Here is a 17,271-nt window from a genome sequence, read left to right as displayed (position 1 = left end):
CCATTATTAATGTACTTGCATTCCATATATCCACAATTCCGAGTGGGGTAATTTTATAACCGATCCCTGAAAATGACAGTCACACGAAAACGAATGTCGTCCCCAGATACCAGCGAACCAGCGCGTGGGTCGGACGAGTCAGTGCCCGACGACGACCTCGCGGACTTCCTCGGGTTACTGAACGAACTGAAGTCCACCGGCTGTAACCTCATGGTCGTGGGCGACGTACCCCGGGAACTTCTCACGCGCGCGAGTTCGCGGATGCTGGGGGACGACGACGTAGTCCGCTATCGCGTCCTCGCGGTCACCGACGCGACGCCCGAGAGTATCGCCGAGCGACTCCCCGACCCGAGCGAGTCGCCGCGTCCGGTCGGTGAGACGACCCACGTCCTCAATCACGTCGGCGCAGTTCGGTCGGTCGCTGCGACGAACGGGACCCCTTCTCGGGACTTGGCGGGCGTCAAGGAGACTCGCATCGCGGACCCGGAACTGACCGGACTGCAGGCCGCGTTGGTCGAAGCCATGGACGATTTCGCGGCCCGGAGCGACGCGCTCCGCCCGGCCGACCTCAGAGTGGGTATCGACTCGCTGGAACCGCTGCTCGATTTCTACGGCGAAGACGTGGTTCGGCGCTGTCTCCGAGTCGTCGGCGGACACGTCCAGAACCACGACGCCATGGCCCACTACACGCTACAGAAGTCGTACGACAGTGAGGTCGTGCAGACGCTCGCGGACGACGCGGACGCCGTCGTAGAAGTTCGGTTGGCCGATTCCACCGATGACGGCCCGGTCGGCGAGCAACGGTGGCACGTCCCGAATCGGAATCTCTCGGTCGGGTGGACGCCGCTGTAACGCGGCGGCGTTACTCTATCTGTTCCCGGTACTCCTCGGCGGAGAGCAGTTCGTCAAGACCGCTCTCCTCGGCGAGTTCGACTTCGAGCATCCAGCCCTCGCCGAAGGGGTCGTCGTTGACGAGTTCGGGTTGGTCCGCGAGCGCGTCGTTGACCGCCGTGACGGTGCCGTTGACGGGCGCGTAGAGGTCCGAGACCGCCTTGATGGACTCCACCACGCCGAACTCCTCGCCCGCGGTGAGGTCCTCGCCCTCGTCGGGGAGTTCGACGAACACCACGTCGCCGAGTTCGTCCTGCGCGAAGTCGGTGATGCCGACTCTGGCCGTGCCGTCGGTCGTCTCGACCCACTCGTGTTCGCTACTGTACGTCCGGTCGTCAGGGACTTCGAAACTCATTGTTGGTCACTCAGAAATGGCGTGTTCGCAATCTTTGCTTTTTTCGGCTGGCCGCGGACCATCACGCGGACGTTCGTCCCGACGTCGGCGTACTCGGTCGGAACGTAGCCCAGCGCGATGGGTTCGTCCAGCGTCGGACTCATCGTGCCGCTGGTCACCTCGCCGACGATGTGGCCGTCGGTGTCTGTCACGTCGTAACCGTGGCGCGGGACACCCCGGTCCACGAGTTTGATGCCGACGAATTTCTCGTCGGTCCCCTCCTCGTCGGCGCGTTCGAGCGCGTCTCGGCCGACGAACTCGCTGTCGAGTTTCACCGTCCACCCGACGCCCGCCTCGTACGGCGTTCGGGGGTTGCTCTCCGCGTCGAAGTCCTGCCCCGACAGCAGGAACCCCATCTCCATCCGGAGGGTGTCTCGGGCACCGAGACCGCAGGACTGGCAGTCGAACAGTTCCCAGACCGCTTCGGCCGCGTCCGCGGGAACGATAACCTCGAAGCCGTCCTCGCCGGTGTAGCCGGTTCGAGCGGTCCAGCAGTCGGCACCCGCGAACGACGCGTACGCGCCCTCGAACTTCGAGAGGTCGGTCACGTCGTCGTCGGTTGCGTCCGCCACGAGGTCCGGGGCGTCCGGACCCTGTACCGCGTACATCGCGTACTCGTCGGTGACGTTCTCGACGCTGGCGTCTAACCCCCACTGGTCGCGGTAGTCGGTCCACCGCCGGTACATCTGTTCGTCGTGGCCCGCGTTGGGGACGAAGAGGAACGTCGCGTCGCGGTCGTCGGGGAGTCGGTAGACCACGGTGTCGTCCAGAATCGTGCCCTCCTCGTCGGTTATCATCGAGTAGTGGGAGTCGCCGTGGCCGAGTTGGGTCACGTCGTTCGAGGTGAGTCGCTGCATGAGTTCCTCGGCGTCCGGCCCTGCCACCTCGATTTGCCCCATGTGGGACACGTCGAAGATGCCCGCCGCCTCGCGGACCGCGGCGTGTTCGACCTTGATGGAGTCGAACTCCACGGGCATGTCCCATCCGCCGAACTCGGTGAACGTCGCTCCTTCGCCGGCGTGAACCTCGCGCAGTGGCGGCTTCCGAAGGGTCATGGTAGGACGGTTGGACGCCCGGCACGTAATGCTTTGTCTTCCGGCCGCTCGACAGGTACTCGCGTCCGAGTTAGCGAGCGTCGAAGCGCGTCCGTCGAACAGTCAGATGGTGTGGGCGAACGCTCGAATCGGCGATGTCGAGACTTCACGCCGGTTCGATGATGATCTGACCGTCACGGAGTTTGTAGACGAGGCGGTCGCCCTCTTCGACGTCGAGACCGTCTTCCGCGAACTCCTCGCGGACTGCCTTTATCAGACTGATACGCCATCGCTGGGTCACTGTCGTCGTGCCGAGTATCTTCTCCTCGGTTTCGTCTGAACTCATCTACGGCCGTCTTTGGTATCGGTGTTGTTCTGGACTCTTAGCTATTTCGACTATATCGGCTAAATGGTGGAACAGGTGATTGTTTTTTGATGAGTTGACTGCACTGATGATGATTTTTCCAGAAGTGACTTTGAAACCGAGCGATTTTCTACTCCGATATCGGTGACGCATTGTTCCGAATTCGCTGCTCCCAACGCGCTAAATCGTCCGTCTCGATTCTCTCCGCGAACTACGACGAGTCGGGAGAGATGGTGCGGCGCTCGTTCTCACCCTACATACATCGACATACTTATGATTGTCGCGTATTTTCGACTAAATAGTCTATAATGTCTACATCCGAGATGGAACAACTGCGATCAGAGCTGGACAAAAGTGGCGCGCAGACCGCACTCGTCCGGGGCACCGACCCACCGCCGCGCCCGCCCGAGACCGTGACGGTCGAACCGGGCGTCGTCGCGTCGGTCGGTCCTTCCGGGAGGTCGGCACCGCTATACGTAACCGCCGAAGCCACGAGCGGACGGACGGTTCGGCGGTACGACGGACGGAACGCCGGAACGGCCGCCGACCGTGCGGCGGAGTTAGCCGCCGAACGCGACCCACGAGCGGTGTGGCTCTGCGAGCGCGGACAGATTCGCTCGTGGTGGGGTGACGGCATCGCCGACCTGCTCGAACGACGCCTCGCCACTGCCGCGCGGCGCGCGGACGCGCGACTGGTCGTCTGGACTGACGGCGGCGACGAATCGGTCGCGGCGGGCGAAGACGACGAGGCGGTCGAGGACCGCTACGACGTAGTGGTCGGTCCGTAGCACACCAGCAGGTCGCTGGCCGCGACGCCAACGTCGGTGCTGTCGCAGGCCGGACACTGAACCGCCAGCGAGCAGTCACGCGACGACGGGAGCGTCACGCGTCCGGCGCGGTCCGGACGACAGTCCGCGAGAGACGCGGCGTCGCGGTCCACGTCGGGACCGCGAACTGCGAGCGCGCATTGGACGAGCAGTACGAACGTACCGGTGTGACCGCAGTTGTGGCAGTGCGTCATAGCTATCGGACCGGCAGGTGCGTTCTGCGCGCCGGTCGGGGCGAACTGGTGCGGTATCGTATTTGAACGTTCGTGCGCAGATTCGCTCTGGTGTCGAACGCCGAAGCGAAGGCAGTCGCTCTCGGGGTGACCGCTGGGAGGAGTTAGCCGTTGCTCCAACTGCGGAGGAAAACCGCTCCACGGCGCCGTCGGCCCGCGGTCCGACGAGTCGGAGAACTCACGGAACGGACGCCCCGGACGGAGTCACGCGGTCAGTCGTCGCTAGCTTCCCGCGCTTCGAGTCGCGTCTCCAGACCCAACTCCGCGGCGCGCGAGCGCCAGAACTCCTCGTAGCGTTCCTCTTCCGGGCGGTCGCTGACGGTACTCTCGCCAGACTGCACGCGGTCGAGTTTGAGGTCAACCTCTTCCATCAGGCGGCGACCCACGTCGTCGCTGACCGTGCCTGTTCGCATCGCGTCCATCAGGGCGCTCTTCTCCCGTTTGAGCACCTGCCGCTCGCCGATGAGCAGTTCCTCCCGACGGAGTTCCGGATTGTCTTCGAGGAGTTCGGAGATGGTCTCGTTCAGGTCGCGCTTCTCGCGCTCGTACTCTCCGCGGAAGTCCTCGTAGACAGACTCCGAGAGGTCGCCCGCGTCGTGGAGGCGCTCGGCCGATTCGAGCGCCGCGTCCACCGCGCGGGCGCGTCCCACGAGCAGTTCGTACAGTTCCTCGGTCTCCGAGCGAGTCACGATGTCGAGCGCGTTCATCACGCGGCCCATCGTGAGTCCCTGCACGACGAGGCTGAACGCGGCGACACCGAACACCATCGCCCGGAGTCGCTCCCGGAACGGGAAGTCCGGCGGAAGGCCGAGCACCAGCGCGATGGGAATCGAGGCGTGAAGCCCGCCCCAGACCATGATGTGCTGATAATCCAGCGGAACCGAATTCGGCACGAACCGATTGACGAGGTTCGTGATGGGGTAGACCACCGCCGCACGCGCGAGCAGGACCAGCGGGATGGCGAGCAGGATGAGTCGGCCGTGCGCGAGCATCTGGTTGATGGGCGTCTTCGCGCCGATGAGCAGGAAGATGAGCGTGTTGACGAGGAAGGCCGCGGTGTCCCACGTGTTGAACACCGAAATCTTGGTCTGGGCGCTCATCGCGTACTCGGCGCCCCGGTTCCCGATGAGGAGTCCGGCCGTGACCGTGGCGATGACGCCGCTGAAGTAGTAGTCGCCGATGACGCCGCTGAGGGTGTGTTCGGCGAGGAGGAAGCTCCCGTAGGCAAGTACCAGCGTCAGCACGATTTCGGTCGTGTGTTCGTCGAGGCGGTACATGACCTGATACACCGCGAGTCCGGCGACCAGTCCGACGACCGCACCGCCGAGACTGGCGACCGCGATGTCAGTCGAGGCGGCCGCGATGGTGTTGGCGGTGACGAGGTCAGCGAGGTCGGTCCCGGCCGCGGTGGAGTCGAGCACCAGCGCGAACAGCGTCGAGAAGATGACGACCCCCACGCCGTCGTTGACGAGGCTCTCGCCCTCGACCAGCACCGACAGGCGCTCGGGCGCGCCCAGTTCCTCGAACAGCGCCAGCACCGACACGGGGTCGGTCGGCAGAATCATCGCAGCGAACAGCAACGAGACCAGCAGGGGGAAGCCGAAGGCGAAGTGGCCGACCACCCCGAGGAGGAGAATCGCGGTTATCAACCCCACGACGGCGAGGACGAGGACGTGCGAGAGGTTCTCCCGGAAGTGTTCGAGGTCGGTAGTCGCCGCGCCCTCGAACAGTAGCGGCGGGAGGAACACGAGCAGGATGAGGTCGTGGGAGAGTTCGATGTCGATGGTGATACCCAGAACCGACACTGCGAGTCCCGCGAGCAGGAGCGCTATCGTGTATGGAAACCGGCCGATTTTGGCGACGAAGACGCCGACGCCCGCCGCGATGACGAACACCGAGAGCAGGTCGATGAGTTCGGCCGCGATTCCGGTTTCGGCAACCATGCCGGTGGCTACCTCTGCAAAACGTAAAAGCCCAATTACCGAATCGTACTGCGAGCACTCGACCGCGAGCGGGGTCGGATGTCTGTCGGCACGTCGCGCGAAAAAGAACGGAGTCGCGGTGGTTCGCCGAGTTACTGCTTCTCGGTGATGGTCAGGTCGTAGCTGCCGGAGCCGCTGTAGGAATCGACGTCGATCTGCATGTCCGTCGAGTCGTCCGGGTTGTCGATGGTGATGGACTCCTGACTGTTCGTGGTGTACGAGCGGTAGTCGTAACTGCTGGGGGTCGGCGCCGCCGTGGTGCCGGTGTTGACGTAGAGGTCGAAGTCGGCGTCCGACGGGCCGGAGAGTTCCACGACGACTTGGCTCGGACCGCTGTACTGCCACGCGTAGGAGTAGTCGTCGTAGTCCGAGGAACTGCTGAGCGAACCGGACTGCGTGGTGGTCGAGGAGTCACCGCCGCCACCGCCGCCACCGCCACCGTCGCCGGGCTGGGTCGTGACCGCGTTGTAGGCGTTGACCTGACCCGCGCCCTGCTTGTCCGAGGAGAGACCGATGTCCTTCGCGGTGGCCTTGAGGTGATTGCGGAGTCCGGCGGTGTCGAGGTCCCACTTGGCGAGGGTCAGACCGGCGACGCCGGACGTGACGGGGGTCGCCATCGAGGTCCCGCTGAACTTCGCGTAGCTGTCGGTCGGAATCGTCGAGAGGACGTCCACGCCGGGCGCGGCGAGGTCCACGTCGCCGTACTGGGAGAAGGAAGCGAGGTTCTCGTTGGAGTTCACCGCAGAGATGGCCATACACTCGCTGTAAGCCGCGGGGTAGGAGACGGAACTGGAGCCGTTGTTACCGGCCGCACAGATGGGGAGCGCGCCGTTGCTGACCGCGTACTGGACGGCGTTCTTCATCGTGGAGGTGTAGCCGCCGCCACCGAGGGACATGTTGATGATGTCCGCGCCTTGGTCGGTCGCCCACTCCACGGCGTCCGCGATGTCGGCCGTCGAACCGCCGTTCGGTCCGAGCGCCCGACCGTTGATGAGCGAGGAGTTACCCTGTCCGGCGACGCCCGTGCCGTCGTCGACGACCGCGGCGGCACAGCCGGAGACGTGCGTGGCGTGTTGTTCGCTCGACGGGTCCGGCGGATACGGGTCCGAGTCGTCGTCCACGAAGTCCTTCCCGGGGTTGGACTCGTAGTTCGCGTCGAGGTCGGGGTGGTTGTACTGGGCACCCGTGTCCACGACGGCGATGGTGACGCCGGAGTCTCCGAAGCCGCTGACCTCGTCCCACGCGGCGGGAGACTCGACCTGCTGGGGCGCGTACTGGTCGCCGAACCGCGGGTCGTTCGGCGTAGCGAGCGCCTTGTGAGTCTTGTTCCGCTCGGCGTACTTGATGCCGTCTTTCTTCGTGATGGCGTCGATGAAGTTCTGTTTGGCCTTGTCGGGGACCTGACTGGGGAACTTCACCGCGGCGTACCGGAGGTTGTCGTTCGTGTGAACGACCTCCGCGTTGCCGGGAACGTGCGTGGTGACTGCCGCTTCGACGTCACCGTTTCCTGCGGAGACGCCGACGAGAATCTCGTCCTTCTTGGGACCGGGTTCGCGCCCGGGGGTCGCTGCTGTGACACCGCTCACTGCGGCGGCTGCACCGGCCGCGCCGGTGGCCTTGAGAAACGTACGGCGATTGAATCGCTGCGTGCTGTCGTCTGACATGCTACATTCTACCCCATGTGGAGGTATTATTTAAATCTTCATTTCGACCTGTAATAAATTGTAATATCGTTATAGTAACCTGAATCACAAACTATTGAACCGTTTGGAACCGTGGAACTTTCAGAATGCGCTCCGGACCGGCACGGCTAAACCGGAACGGCCGCTACGGCAGGACATGCAACCGTTGCGCTCGCTCCTCGACGGGGAGACGACCGTCGCGCTGTTCGTGGACGGTCCCAACGTGCTGCGCGAGGAGTTCGACGTGGACTTAGACGACGTACGCTCTGTGGCCGAGAACCTCGGCCAACTCTCGGTGACGCGGCTCTACCTCGACGAACACGCCACTCCCGCGCTGATTCAGGCCGCCGAGGCCCGGGGCTTCGAGGTCACTATCACCAGCGGAGACGTGGACGTGAAACTCGCCGTGGACGCGACGGAGTTCGCGCTGACCGACGGACTGGACGTACTGGCGGTCGCCTCGCGAGACACCGATTTCAAGCCCGTGTTGGAGAAAGCCGCGCGGAACGGCGTCCGGACCGTCGCCATCGCGCCGGGCGAACACGGCCGGTCGGACGCGCTCCGGAACGCGGCCCACGAGGCATTCGTGGTGGAAGAGAGCGGGACGGAGACGGGGAGCGCGGCGGAGACGGAGAACGGAACGGAGACGGAGTGACCCACCGCTCGGCGACCGGACGGCTCTCGGACGAACGTACGACTACACGGACGAATCGCCGAGCGTCTTGACCGCCACGCCGTGACTCCCCTCCCCGAGTCGGAGTTCCAGCGACGACACGATGGCCTCGCCGACGGCCGTACGCCACGCTTCGACCGCCTCGACGTGGCGCTCGCGGTGACGCTCGACGGAGAACTCGGCGTCGGGGTCCGAACGGAGCGCGTCCTCCGTGTCGTCGGGCGTCGGATACTGCGGGACAACCTCCTCGGTGAGGAACCGCGCTGGCGGGACGTGGAGCGCCCCCGTCTCGGTATCCCGGTCGTCGTCCTCGGTCGCCGACTGTACGGCAGGTCCGGGGTCGTGGAGTCGCGCGCGCATCCGGCCCGAGAACGGCGGCGTCACTCTGAGAACCGGTCTGCGTTCGCTCCGCCGTCGCGCCTCGTAGGCCGCCACGACGTCGCCGACCGCGACGGCGAGCGACCGGACGGTCCGCGGGTCGTCCTCCGGCATGGCGGAGCCTCGGGTCCGAGCGACCTTCAAGCCCGCGCCGGTCGAACGCTCTCTCGACATCGTTCACCGATTCCATTTCGTTTTGTCTCCCGCACGGGCGGAGTACGCGGACGCGCAGCGCGAGGCGGGACGCAGAATCGACGTGCTTGCCGGTTCCGCGACCGCACGACTCGCGCGGTCCGCCAGCGACCGCCGACCGGCGGCGAACCGCCGACGTTTTTTCGCTCTCGCGCGAAGCAACGACCATGAGCGAGGACCTCGGAACGCCGGTACTCGACAATCACCTGCATCTGGACCCCGACCACGGCCGGGGAATCGAGGCCGTGAAGGACTTCGCCCGGAGCGGCGGCACCCACCTGCTCGTGGTCAACAAACCCTCGTGGCTGCTCGGCGTCGAACCCGAGACCGGCGAGGAGTTCCGGCCGGTCTTCGAGACGACCCTCGACGTGGTCTCGCGGGCGAACGAGGTGTTGGACGGCCGGGCGTGGCCCGTACTCGGGGTCCACCCCGGCCTGATATCGAAACTGGTGGACGACCGGGGCTACGCGCCCGAGGAGGCCCGCGACCTGATGCGGGCCGGACTGGACCTCGCGGCGGAGTACGTCGCGGACGGCGAGCGCGTCGAACCGGGCGAGGCGCTCGCGCTCAAGACCGGTCGCCCGCACTACGACACGACCGACGCGGTCCGAGAGGCCTCGAACGAAGTCCTCCGACACGGACTGGGGCTGGGCGCGGACAACGACTGCGCGGTCCAACTCCACACCGAGGCCAGCGACGACCTGACGGACATCGCGCGGTGGGCCGAGGACGCCGGACTCGACCCCGAGCGAGTCGTCAAGCACTACGCGGGTGGGGAACTCGCGGGACCGACACCGAGCGTGATGAGCGAGAAGGACCGCCTCGAAGTCGCCGTCGAGCGCGGCGACCCGTTCCTGATGGAGACCGACTTCGTGGACGACCCCGACCGGCCCGGCACGGTCATGGGACCCCGGACCGTCCCCAGACGGGTCAGGTGGATGCAGGAGGAAGGGTACGACGACGCCGTCCGAAACGTCCACGTCGAAACGCCGAAGCGGGTGTACGGCGTTAACACTCAAGAAACGTTCGACAGTTAGCGCGGCCAAAGCAGAAAGGCATATGAAGCGCGCAACACTCGGAAAAGATATGAGCGCGCCTCCGGAGGAATTCTACTCCGACGAACGCTGGCAGAACTGGCTCGACCGAATTCGGGAGGAGGAAATCGACCCCGAGGACGAGGACTCCGCACGTCTTCTCCTCAACCTCCAAGACGACGTGGCTATCGCCGTCGCGAAGATAGTCATCGCGTACGACGACGGCGACATCGACGAAGAGGAGGCGCTCGACGAACTCACGGACATCCGCGAGGTCGTCCTCGACGAAGTGGAGTTCGAGAGCGACGAGAAAGCGATGCTCATCGACGGCGTCCAGACCAGTCTCGTCTGCGTCTTCTACGCGGCCGAGCAGTACGTCGCCGACGGTCCCGCCGACGAGGGCACCGTCGAGGAGTACGTCGTGGAGGCGGGCCGCGCCGAGGAGGGCGAGGACCTCGACTCCGCGCTCGGACTGGTCGCGGCGGCCGGGACGCGCATCATCGACGGCGAGGAACTCGACATGTCGGTCACCGAGGAACTCGAATACGGACTCGTCACCGAGTGGGTCAACGGTCTCGACAGCCTCCAGAGCGCCATGAGCGACCCCGAAGTCGTCGAAGAGGAAGACGAGGAAGACGAGTAGGACCGCGCAGGCGCTATTTTTATCTGTCCACCCTGAAACCAACCGAGTAGTGCGACTGCGAATCGACGACCGCGGTGTCACGGTCCAAATCGGGACGGTGCTGCTGTTCGCGGTACTCATCGTCCTGCTCTCGACGTATCAGGCCTCGGTCGTCCCTCAGCAGAACGAACAGGTGGAGTTCAATCACAATCAGCAGGTTCAGAGCCAGTTACAGGACCTCAGGGACGAACTCCTCCGGACCGCCGCTACGGGAAGCGGCGGGTCGGCGTCGGTCGCCCTCGGCACGCAGTACCCCGTCCGGGCGTTCTTCGTCAACCCCGCCCCTCCGTCGGGGACGCTGGCCACGACGCCGGAAGCGAACTTCACGATTCAGAACGCGACGGCAGTCGGTGAAACCGGCGACTACTGGACCGGTGAAAGTCGAAACTTCTCGACCAAGGGGCTGACCTACGACCCGCTGTACCACGTCTACCAGAATCCCCCGACGACGGTGTACGGGAACGGTGTCCTCTACAACCGTTTCCCCGACGCGAACAGAACGCTGTCGAACCAGCGACTCGTCCGTGGCAACCAGATTTCGCTCGTGGCGCTGAACGGTACTCTCTCGAAGTCGAGCAGCGGAACCGCGACGATCGACCTCCGAGCGGTCAGCACCGCGACCCGGACAGTGACGATCAGAAACGAGACGGCCAACCTCTCGGTGATCGTCCCGACTCGACTGCCGGAAGGTCGGGCGGTCGGTCTCTGGCGACAACTGCTCGCCGACGAGCGCAGCCGCTCGCCCGGCGACGACCGTCGCGTGCTGGCGGTCGAAGAGGGACCGAGCGATAGTATCGACGACGTGCGAATCGTCCTCGAACCCGGCACGTACGAACTCGAACTGGCGAAGGTGGGCGTCGGCAGCGACGCGACGGGTGTCGAACCGCACTACGTCACTGACGTTCGCGGCGACAACGCCAGCGTCCCTCCGGGCGGGCGGCAGAAAGTCGTCGTGGAGGTTCGGGACCGGTTCAACAATCCGGTCTCCGGGACGACGGTGAACGTCACGGGCGTCTCGGACGGTTCCGTGACTCCCTCGCCGCCCGGACGAGTCGAGACCGGTTCGGACGGTCGGGCGACGTTCGTCTACGAGGCACCGTCGGACCCTGACGTCGATACCGTGAGCGTCGAGGTGGAAATCGGCGACGGCTCGGAACCCCGGGAACGGGCGAACGTGAGGCTTCAAATCGACCAAAGTGGTACCGACGAGAGCGACGAATACGACGTGAATTGGGACGACTGGGGAGACGAACTGGACTGCAGTTACACTCCTTGTCGGGCGACAGTCACCGAAAAGACGACTATTCCGCTTACCGCGACCGTAACTGCGGAAACCGGCCTCGTCTCGAACGCGACTCTCGACTACGCAGTGAACGACACTAGCGTCGGATGGACCTCGCTCACGAGCGGTGTGACAGACGGAAACGGGCGGAACACGACGACGCTCACCGTCCGTCCGACTAACGACACCGTGACCGTGTACGCCGCGAGCGGTGACGACGTGGAACCCCTCGACGTTCGGGTCGTGAACCCCGACGGCGACGGCGGCGAACCCTCGCTCTCCTCGTCCGTCGTCGATCAGGGCCAAACCGGCTCTGAAGCCCGGTACGAGGTCTCCTACGAGATTCGTAACACCGAGAACTTCGACCACGTCGAGGTCACGTTCGACAATCTCGACTCCAGCGGTGCAGACCAGACGTACACGAGCGAGGACCCGCGGACGAACATCGACGACTACGGATGGGCCGACTCGTACGGTGGGACCGGTGGCGACACCTACAACATCACTATCGAGGTGTACGACACGGCCGGAAACGTGGTCGATTCCCGAAGGGTCACCGACGACGCGGACGGTACCGACCCGAGCGGAAACACCGACCTGTCCGAGTTCGACAGTCCGACGCTCGAATCCACCTCCTTGAGCGACACGACCCAGTTCGACAACGCGAACTACGAACTGACGTACGAGGTGAGCGACCCCGCCGGGAAGTTCACCGAGACCGAGGTGCTGTTCCGTAACGAGGACGCAGCGTGGGCCACGGGACAGAAGACTGGAACCGCTCGCTCCCAGACAGTGTCGTACTCTGCGGGCGGTACCGGAGGCGACCGGTACACCATCATCGTGCAGGTACAGGACGACGACGGAATCGTCGTGGACCGGAAGGTCATCACGGACGTCGCGGACGGGAGTTCCGATTCTCCGGGGTCGAGCGCGGACCTGCAGATAACGAGGACCGCGCGAGGACCGGGTAACTCGGGCGACACCTACGAGTTCGACGCGTCCGGTTCGACCGGCGACGTCGCGGAGTATCGCTGGGACTTCGACAACGACGGTACTATCGACCGCACGACCTCGAACCCGGTCGTCTCGACCGAGCAGAAACCGAATCGAGTGGACCGTGGTCGAGTCGTCGTGGTCAGACCGGACGGTAGCACTGACGAAGCGACGGCGAGTTACCCCAACTGACGCGACTCCGTACGGCCAGACCGCATCCGAACTATCCGCAGTTCGACGCGCGTCGAAACGGGCATCGACAAAATCATATAGCCGGTCACCGGAGAACGAGACATGACAGCCGTCGGTATCGACGCCATCGAAATCTGGACGGGGAAGCTCAAACTCGACCTCGCGGAGACGTTCGCGCCCGAGAAGGGCGAGGACCCCGAGAAGTACACCAAGGGACTCGGTCTGCACGCGAGTTCGTTCCCGGACGCCCACGAGGACATCGTGACGATGGGCGCGAACGCCGCCCATCGCCTGATGGACCGCAAGGGGCTGACCCCCGACGACATCGGCCGCATCGACGTGGCGACCGAGTCGGCGTTCGACAACTCCAAGCCGGTATCGACGTACATCGCGGGGTGCCTCGAACAAGTCTACGACGAGGACTTCCACCACGCCAACAAGGGCGAGCGCAAGTTCGCCTGCATCGCGGGGACCCAGAGTCTGGACGACGCCTACAACTGGATCAAGGCGGGTCGGAACCGCGGCCGGGCCGCGCTGGTCGTCGCCACCGACACCGCGCTCTACGCTCGGGGCGACCCCGGCGAGGCCACGCAGGGCGCGGGAGCGGTCGCGATGCTCATCACCGAGGACCCCAGTCTGGTCGAACTCTCGACCGACCAAGGGTACGGTAGCGCCGACGAGACCGACTTCCTCAAGCCGAACCAGCAGTTCCCGAGCGTGGACGGCAAGCGCTCGATGCAGGTGTATCTCGCGCGGATGCGCGAGGCGCTGGAGGACTACGAGTCGGTCGCGGGTGCCTCTCACCCGGAGGACTTCGCGTACATTCCCTTCCACACGCCGTTCCCCGGGATGGTCCGGAAGGCGGGCCTGCTGGGCTACCGCCACATGATTCGGAACACGTCCGTCGAGGAGGAACTCGCCGAGGAGATAGGTCTCCAACCGCGCGAGGAGGACTACGAGGACCGGGAGGCCTACGAGGAGGCCATCCGGAACCACATGGACGACCTCAAATCGACCGCCGAGTACCAAGAGTGGTACGGCGAGGTCATCGAACCGACCCTCTCCATCGCGCGACAGGTCGGCAACTGGTACACCGGGTCGGTCCACATCGCCCGCGCCTCCGCGCTCAAGAGTGCGGCCGAGACCGGAGTCGATCTCGCAGGCGAACGCCTGCTTGTCGGGTCGTACGGGTCCGGCGCACAGGCCGAAATCCACGCCGAGACCGTCCGGGACGGCTGGAAGGACGAAATCGAACAGCTCAACGTGGACGAGCAGATCGAGGGTCGCTACGACCTCTCGTTCGAGGAGTACGAGAACGTCCACGACCGTCACAACCACGACAAGACCATCGAGATGGAGGACTTCACGGTACCGGACGAGGAGTTCGTGTTCACGGGTCGCGGCCGGATGAACGAGCGCCTCTACGACTTCGTGGAGTAGCGAATTAGAGCGTCTCTCTCCGCTTCTTCTCGAACTTCTCCCCCAATTTCCGACCTTCCGCAGTCTCTGTTCCTCGCCCCGCCCATCGGCTCCAGTTGTCGAGACCGGTGTGTCCGCTTCGACGAACAGATGAAGAGAACGAGCGCTAGCCACCGGCCTCCCCGCACGGCCACGCACCTGCACCGCAACTGCGGGTCTCCGGAACCCAGTTCGGAACCCGAAGCCGAAACCGCCGCCGTCAGAGTCCTTATAAACGAGGACCCCTGAACGTTCCTTCATGAGCGACGTTGGCACGGAAGGTGCGGGTGGCGCGACGCGTGCCGACCCCGAGTCGGAGGGCCCGCGAATCGCCGAGTCCGAGCGCGGCGCGGACTCGCCGGGACCCGAAGTCGAATCGACAGTGGCCAGCGACGCGTTCGAGGCGCTGGGCAACGAGGTTCGGATGTCGGTCCTCCGTGCGTTAGTGGACGACTCCGCCGAGCGTGGGGACGGCGGAGGCGACGAACTCGTCTCCGGCCGGACCATGACGTTCTCGGAACTGTTCGAGGCGAGTCCCGCCGACACCACCGCGGGGTTCGCCTACCACCTCCGACAGTTGACCGACCTGTTCCTCGACGCCGAGGACGACGAGTACGCGCTGACCTACGCCGGACTGCAGGTCGCCCGCGCCATCAGCGCCGGGACCTACACCGACCGCGTCTCGTTCGGCCCGGTGCCGACCGGCGACCCCTGCCCGCTCTGTGAGTCGGGGGAACTCGCGGCGGTCTGCGAGGCCAACTACGTCACGGTGGCTTGCGAGGACTGCGAACGTGCGGTCCTGACGCTGCCGTTTCCGCCGAGCGCGCGCCGGGACCGCGACCCGGAGCGTCTGCTCGACGCGTTCGACCGCCACCATCGCCACCGCCTCTCGGTGATGTCCGACGGGGTGTGTCCAGAGTGCGCCGCCACGATGGACGCCGCGCTGGCCGCCCCGCCGGAGTCGGTGACCGAGCAGTTGCCCGACGCCGAGGCCGACCGAGCGCAGGTCCGCCTCGACTGCCAGCAGTGCGGGTGTCGGCTCCGCGCCCCGGTGACGCTCGCGGTCCTCGAACACCCCGCCGTCGTCTCGCTCTTTCACGACCACGCGCTGAACGTTCGCGACAGACCCATCTGGAACGTCGGCGAGGAGTGGCGCGAGACCGTCGTCTCCGACGACCCCTGGTGCGTCCGGGTCAGCGCGGAACTGGACGACGAAGTGTTGGACCTGTTCGTCACCGGTGACCTCTCGGTCGCCGGGACGCGCCGCCGGGACGTCGAGGAGATTCGGCAGGCGTCGTAAATTCCGTCGTTGCTTCCTTCGTTCTGTCATTTCCGACGACGGAGCGCTGTCATCTGCGAGTTCGAGAGCGGAGCGACCGTCGCACTCACCCCTCCTAAACTACTTACTGCTATATGAAATACGGTCGAGCGTACCGGAACACAGGTTGAGAGGAGGACCGGTTTCGTCCTCCTTCGAACGGTTTTGGTACAATCCAGTAGGTATACACGCTCGAAATAGAGAGAAAACGTACTGATGTATCTCGTTACGTTTCGCCTCGACCCGGGAGAGTACGACGCGGAGTTCCACGAGTTGAACGACGCGATACAAGCGGCCGCCGAGGACACGGAGGGGTATCTGGGCAAGCGGACGTGGCACGCCCCGGAGAGCGAGGAGGTCCTCGTCGTTTACTACTGGGAGTCGCTGGACGCGCTCGAATCGTTCGGAGCAGATTCTGATCACGAACGGGCGAAACAGCGGTGGACCGAGTGGTACGACGCGTACGAAGTCACCGTCACGGAAGTCGTCGAAGCGTACGGAAGCGGGTTCGGCGACGACGCGGACCCGCCTGCGTAGGAGGGCACGGTCGCAGTGGGCGAACTGCACGACGAATAGGAGTGTCGCGAAGTTTCTCGCGATACCCGGCCTCGCGGAACCTGCCCGTCGAATTTAGGACTCACGACGACGTTCGGAAGCGCGACGCGGCGGACGCAGATTACTTCTCGGTGGTCGTGTCCAGACGCGCCAGCGACTCGTGACACCTCGACGTCGGAATTCCGAGTTCGCCCTCGGGTTCGACGACGAGCGCCCGGAGGTCCTTCTGAGGGGTCACGTAGACGCACGTTCCGTTCCACCCGGGGGCCGACGGACCGGTCGCGTCGAACTCGCGGGTGACGCTGGTTCCGTCCGCGAGGCGCGCCACCAGTCGGTACGTTCCCGTGCGCACCGCGAGGTTGGCGACGACCACCAGCGAGAGGTCGGTCGGATACGTCTCCGCGAGGACGCGGTCGCCGCTCCCGACGTGGGTGAGCCAGACCGCCACGGCGGGGTCGTCGGGGTGGAAGTTGTACAACTGAAGCTTCAGCGGTGCCTCCTCTCGATGCCCGTCGTCGTCCGTGTCGAGGGTCGCGTTCTCGCTGGCTCGGGGGCTGACGTAGGGTTCCTCCCGGCCGACGCACCGGTAGGCGTTGTAGGGAATCGTGACGTGACGGTCCGGGCCGACGTAGTGCGTGACGAAGTTGTGGTTCCGGGTCCCGCTCGCGGAGCGACTCTCGGGACAGGCGTACTCGACGTGTCCGCTGATAGCGGACGCGACGTAGACGCCGACGTCGTCGGTTAGCAGGACGCGAGTCGTCGGCTCCTCGACGTCGATGGATTTCGCACCGCCGCAACCGCCGGGGTCTACCTCGACGCCCCCGCCCTCTCCGGGATTTCCCGGGAGCAGTTGGTTGTAGACGGTGGCGCGCTCGTAGTCGCGGACGAACCGTTCGGCCGACTCTGGCGAGACCGTCTCCGGCGGTTTCGGGGTCGGTCTCGGGTCCGAGAGCGTCGTCCCGGCGTACGTCTCCGTCGCCGTGGCGTCGGGGTCGGCGACGCGGTCGTTCGGACTCGACTCACAGCCAGCGAACAGGGCGGTTCCGAGGGTCGCGAGGAGGGCACGACGGCGCATAGTTCGACTCTGTCCGGGCGTAAAATAAACGT

General features: G+C 65.1%; 17 protein-coding genes. 9 read left to right on the top strand and 8 right to left on the bottom strand.

Features of this window, described 5'->3' with window-relative positions; genetic code table 11:
- Positions 1 to 141: 141 nt before the first annotated feature.
- Positions 142 to 852, top strand: a complete 711-nt coding sequence (locus NGM06_RS02680) for a DUF7504 family protein (protein ID WP_254268817.1) — start codon at positions 142 to 144, stop codon at positions 850 to 852.
- Positions 853 to 862: 10 nt separating this feature from the next.
- Here the strand turns inward: NGM06_RS02680 and gcvH are convergent, their stop codons facing one another.
- The 3 genes from gcvH to NGM06_RS02665 form a co-directional block, all read right to left on the bottom strand.
- Positions 863 to 1,246 carry a glycine cleavage system protein GcvH gene (gcvH, locus tag NGM06_RS02675; protein ID WP_254268816.1) on the bottom strand — a complete coding sequence of 128 codons (384 nt, stop codon included), beginning with the start codon at positions 1,244 to 1,246 and terminating at the stop codon, positions 863 to 865.
- Positions 1,243 to 2,340, bottom strand: coding sequence for a glycine cleavage system aminomethyltransferase GcvT (gene gcvT, locus NGM06_RS02670; RefSeq protein WP_254268815.1), 1,098 nt, complete (start codon positions 2,338 to 2,340; stop codon positions 1,243 to 1,245). Before gcvT ends, gcvH begins: the two co-directional genes overlap by 4 nt.
- A gap of 145 nt (positions 2,341 to 2,485) precedes the next feature.
- Positions 2,486 to 2,665, bottom strand: a complete 180-nt coding sequence (locus NGM06_RS02665; protein ID WP_254268814.1) for an AbrB/MazE/SpoVT family DNA-binding domain-containing protein — start codon at positions 2,663 to 2,665, stop codon at positions 2,486 to 2,488.
- Positions 2,666 to 3,006: 341 nt separating this feature from the next.
- On the opposite strand from NGM06_RS02665, the gene NGM06_RS02660 reads away from it, so the two are divergent.
- The gene (locus tag NGM06_RS02660) at positions 3,007 to 3,471 is read left to right on the top strand and encodes a hypothetical protein (RefSeq protein ID WP_254268813.1); all 465 of its coding nucleotides are present in this window, start codon (positions 3,007 to 3,009) and stop codon (positions 3,469 to 3,471) included.
- Here the strand turns inward: NGM06_RS02660 and NGM06_RS02655 are convergent.
- The 3 genes from NGM06_RS02655 to NGM06_RS02645 all read right to left on the bottom strand — a co-directional run bounded on the left by NGM06_RS02655 (position 3,447) and on the right by NGM06_RS02645 (position 7,389).
- The gene (locus tag NGM06_RS02655; protein ID WP_254268812.1) at positions 3,447 to 3,704 is read right to left on the bottom strand and encodes a hypothetical protein; all 258 of its coding nucleotides are present in this window, start codon (positions 3,702 to 3,704) and stop codon (positions 3,447 to 3,449) included. The genes NGM06_RS02660 and NGM06_RS02655 overlap by 25 nt on opposite strands.
- A gap of 251 nt (positions 3,705 to 3,955) precedes the next feature.
- The gene (locus NGM06_RS02650) at positions 3,956 to 5,686 is read right to left on the bottom strand and encodes a cation:proton antiporter (RefSeq protein WP_254268811.1); all 1,731 of its coding nucleotides are present in this window, start codon (positions 5,684 to 5,686) and stop codon (positions 3,956 to 3,958) included.
- A 131-nt stretch (positions 5,687 to 5,817) separates the two neighbouring features.
- The gene (locus tag NGM06_RS02645) at positions 5,818 to 7,389 is read right to left on the bottom strand and encodes a S8 family serine peptidase (RefSeq protein ID WP_254268810.1); all 1,572 of its coding nucleotides are present in this window, start codon (positions 7,387 to 7,389) and stop codon (positions 5,818 to 5,820) included.
- Positions 7,390 to 7,564: 175 nt separating this feature from the next.
- Here NGM06_RS02645 and NGM06_RS02640 point away from each other — a divergent pair, with 175 nt between their 5' ends.
- Positions 7,565 to 8,062 (top strand): NYN domain-containing protein, encoded by a 498-nt coding sequence (locus tag NGM06_RS02640; RefSeq protein WP_254268809.1) that lies wholly within the window; start codon positions 7,565 to 7,567, stop codon positions 8,060 to 8,062.
- A gap of 42 nt (positions 8,063 to 8,104) precedes the next feature.
- Here the strand turns inward: NGM06_RS02640 and NGM06_RS02635 are convergent, their stop codons facing one another.
- A complete protein-coding gene (locus NGM06_RS02635) occupies positions 8,105 to 8,572 on the bottom strand; it encodes a DUF8009 family protein (RefSeq protein WP_254268808.1) in 468 nt (155 codons plus the stop codon).
- Between the two features lie 245 nt (positions 8,573 to 8,817).
- Between NGM06_RS02635 and NGM06_RS02630 the strand changes: the two genes are divergently transcribed.
- The 6 genes from NGM06_RS02630 to NGM06_RS02605 all read left to right on the top strand — a co-directional run bounded on the left by NGM06_RS02630 (position 8,818) and on the right by NGM06_RS02605 (position 16,146).
- Complete coding sequence (locus tag NGM06_RS02630; RefSeq protein ID WP_254268807.1) at positions 8,818 to 9,687, top strand: TatD family hydrolase; 870 nt, start codon at positions 8,818 to 8,820, stop codon at positions 9,685 to 9,687.
- 49 nt (positions 9,688 to 9,736) lie between these two features.
- Entirely contained in the window at positions 9,737 to 10,327 is a 591-nt protein-coding gene (locus NGM06_RS02625) for a DUF2150 family protein (protein WP_163520377.1), read from the top strand.
- A gap of 49 nt (positions 10,328 to 10,376) precedes the next feature.
- Entirely contained in the window at positions 10,377 to 12,833 is a 2,457-nt protein-coding gene (locus tag NGM06_RS02620; RefSeq protein ID WP_254268806.1) for an RHS repeat domain-containing protein, read from the top strand.
- Between the two features lie 102 nt (positions 12,834 to 12,935).
- The gene (gene hmgB, locus NGM06_RS02615) at positions 12,936 to 14,273 is read left to right on the top strand and encodes a hydroxymethylglutaryl-CoA synthase (RefSeq protein WP_254268805.1); all 1,338 of its coding nucleotides are present in this window, start codon (positions 12,936 to 12,938) and stop codon (positions 14,271 to 14,273) included.
- Between the two features lie 277 nt (positions 14,274 to 14,550).
- Positions 14,551 to 15,591: a DUF7351 domain-containing protein gene (locus NGM06_RS02610; RefSeq protein ID WP_254268804.1), complete on the top strand. Its 1,041-nt coding sequence runs from the start codon at positions 14,551 to 14,553 to the stop codon at positions 15,589 to 15,591.
- Between the two features lie 234 nt (positions 15,592 to 15,825).
- Positions 15,826 to 16,146, top strand: coding sequence for an antibiotic biosynthesis monooxygenase family protein (locus NGM06_RS02605; protein WP_163520373.1), 321 nt, complete (start codon positions 15,826 to 15,828; stop codon positions 16,144 to 16,146).
- Between the two features lie 139 nt (positions 16,147 to 16,285).
- Here NGM06_RS02605 and NGM06_RS02600 read toward each other — a convergent pair whose 3' ends face one another.
- Positions 16,286 to 17,239: a hypothetical protein gene (locus tag NGM06_RS02600; RefSeq protein ID WP_254268803.1), complete on the bottom strand. Its 954-nt coding sequence runs from the start codon at positions 17,237 to 17,239 to the stop codon at positions 16,286 to 16,288.
- Positions 17,240 to 17,271 lie beyond the last annotated feature (32 nt).

This window comes from Halorussus aquaticus (genome assembly GCF_024218795.1).
GTDB lineage: Archaea > Halobacteriota > Halobacteria > Halobacteriales > Haladaptataceae > Halorussus > Halorussus aquaticus.
The sequence above is the reverse complement of the archived record's forward strand: the minus strand, read 5'-3'. Positions and strand labels throughout refer to the sequence as shown.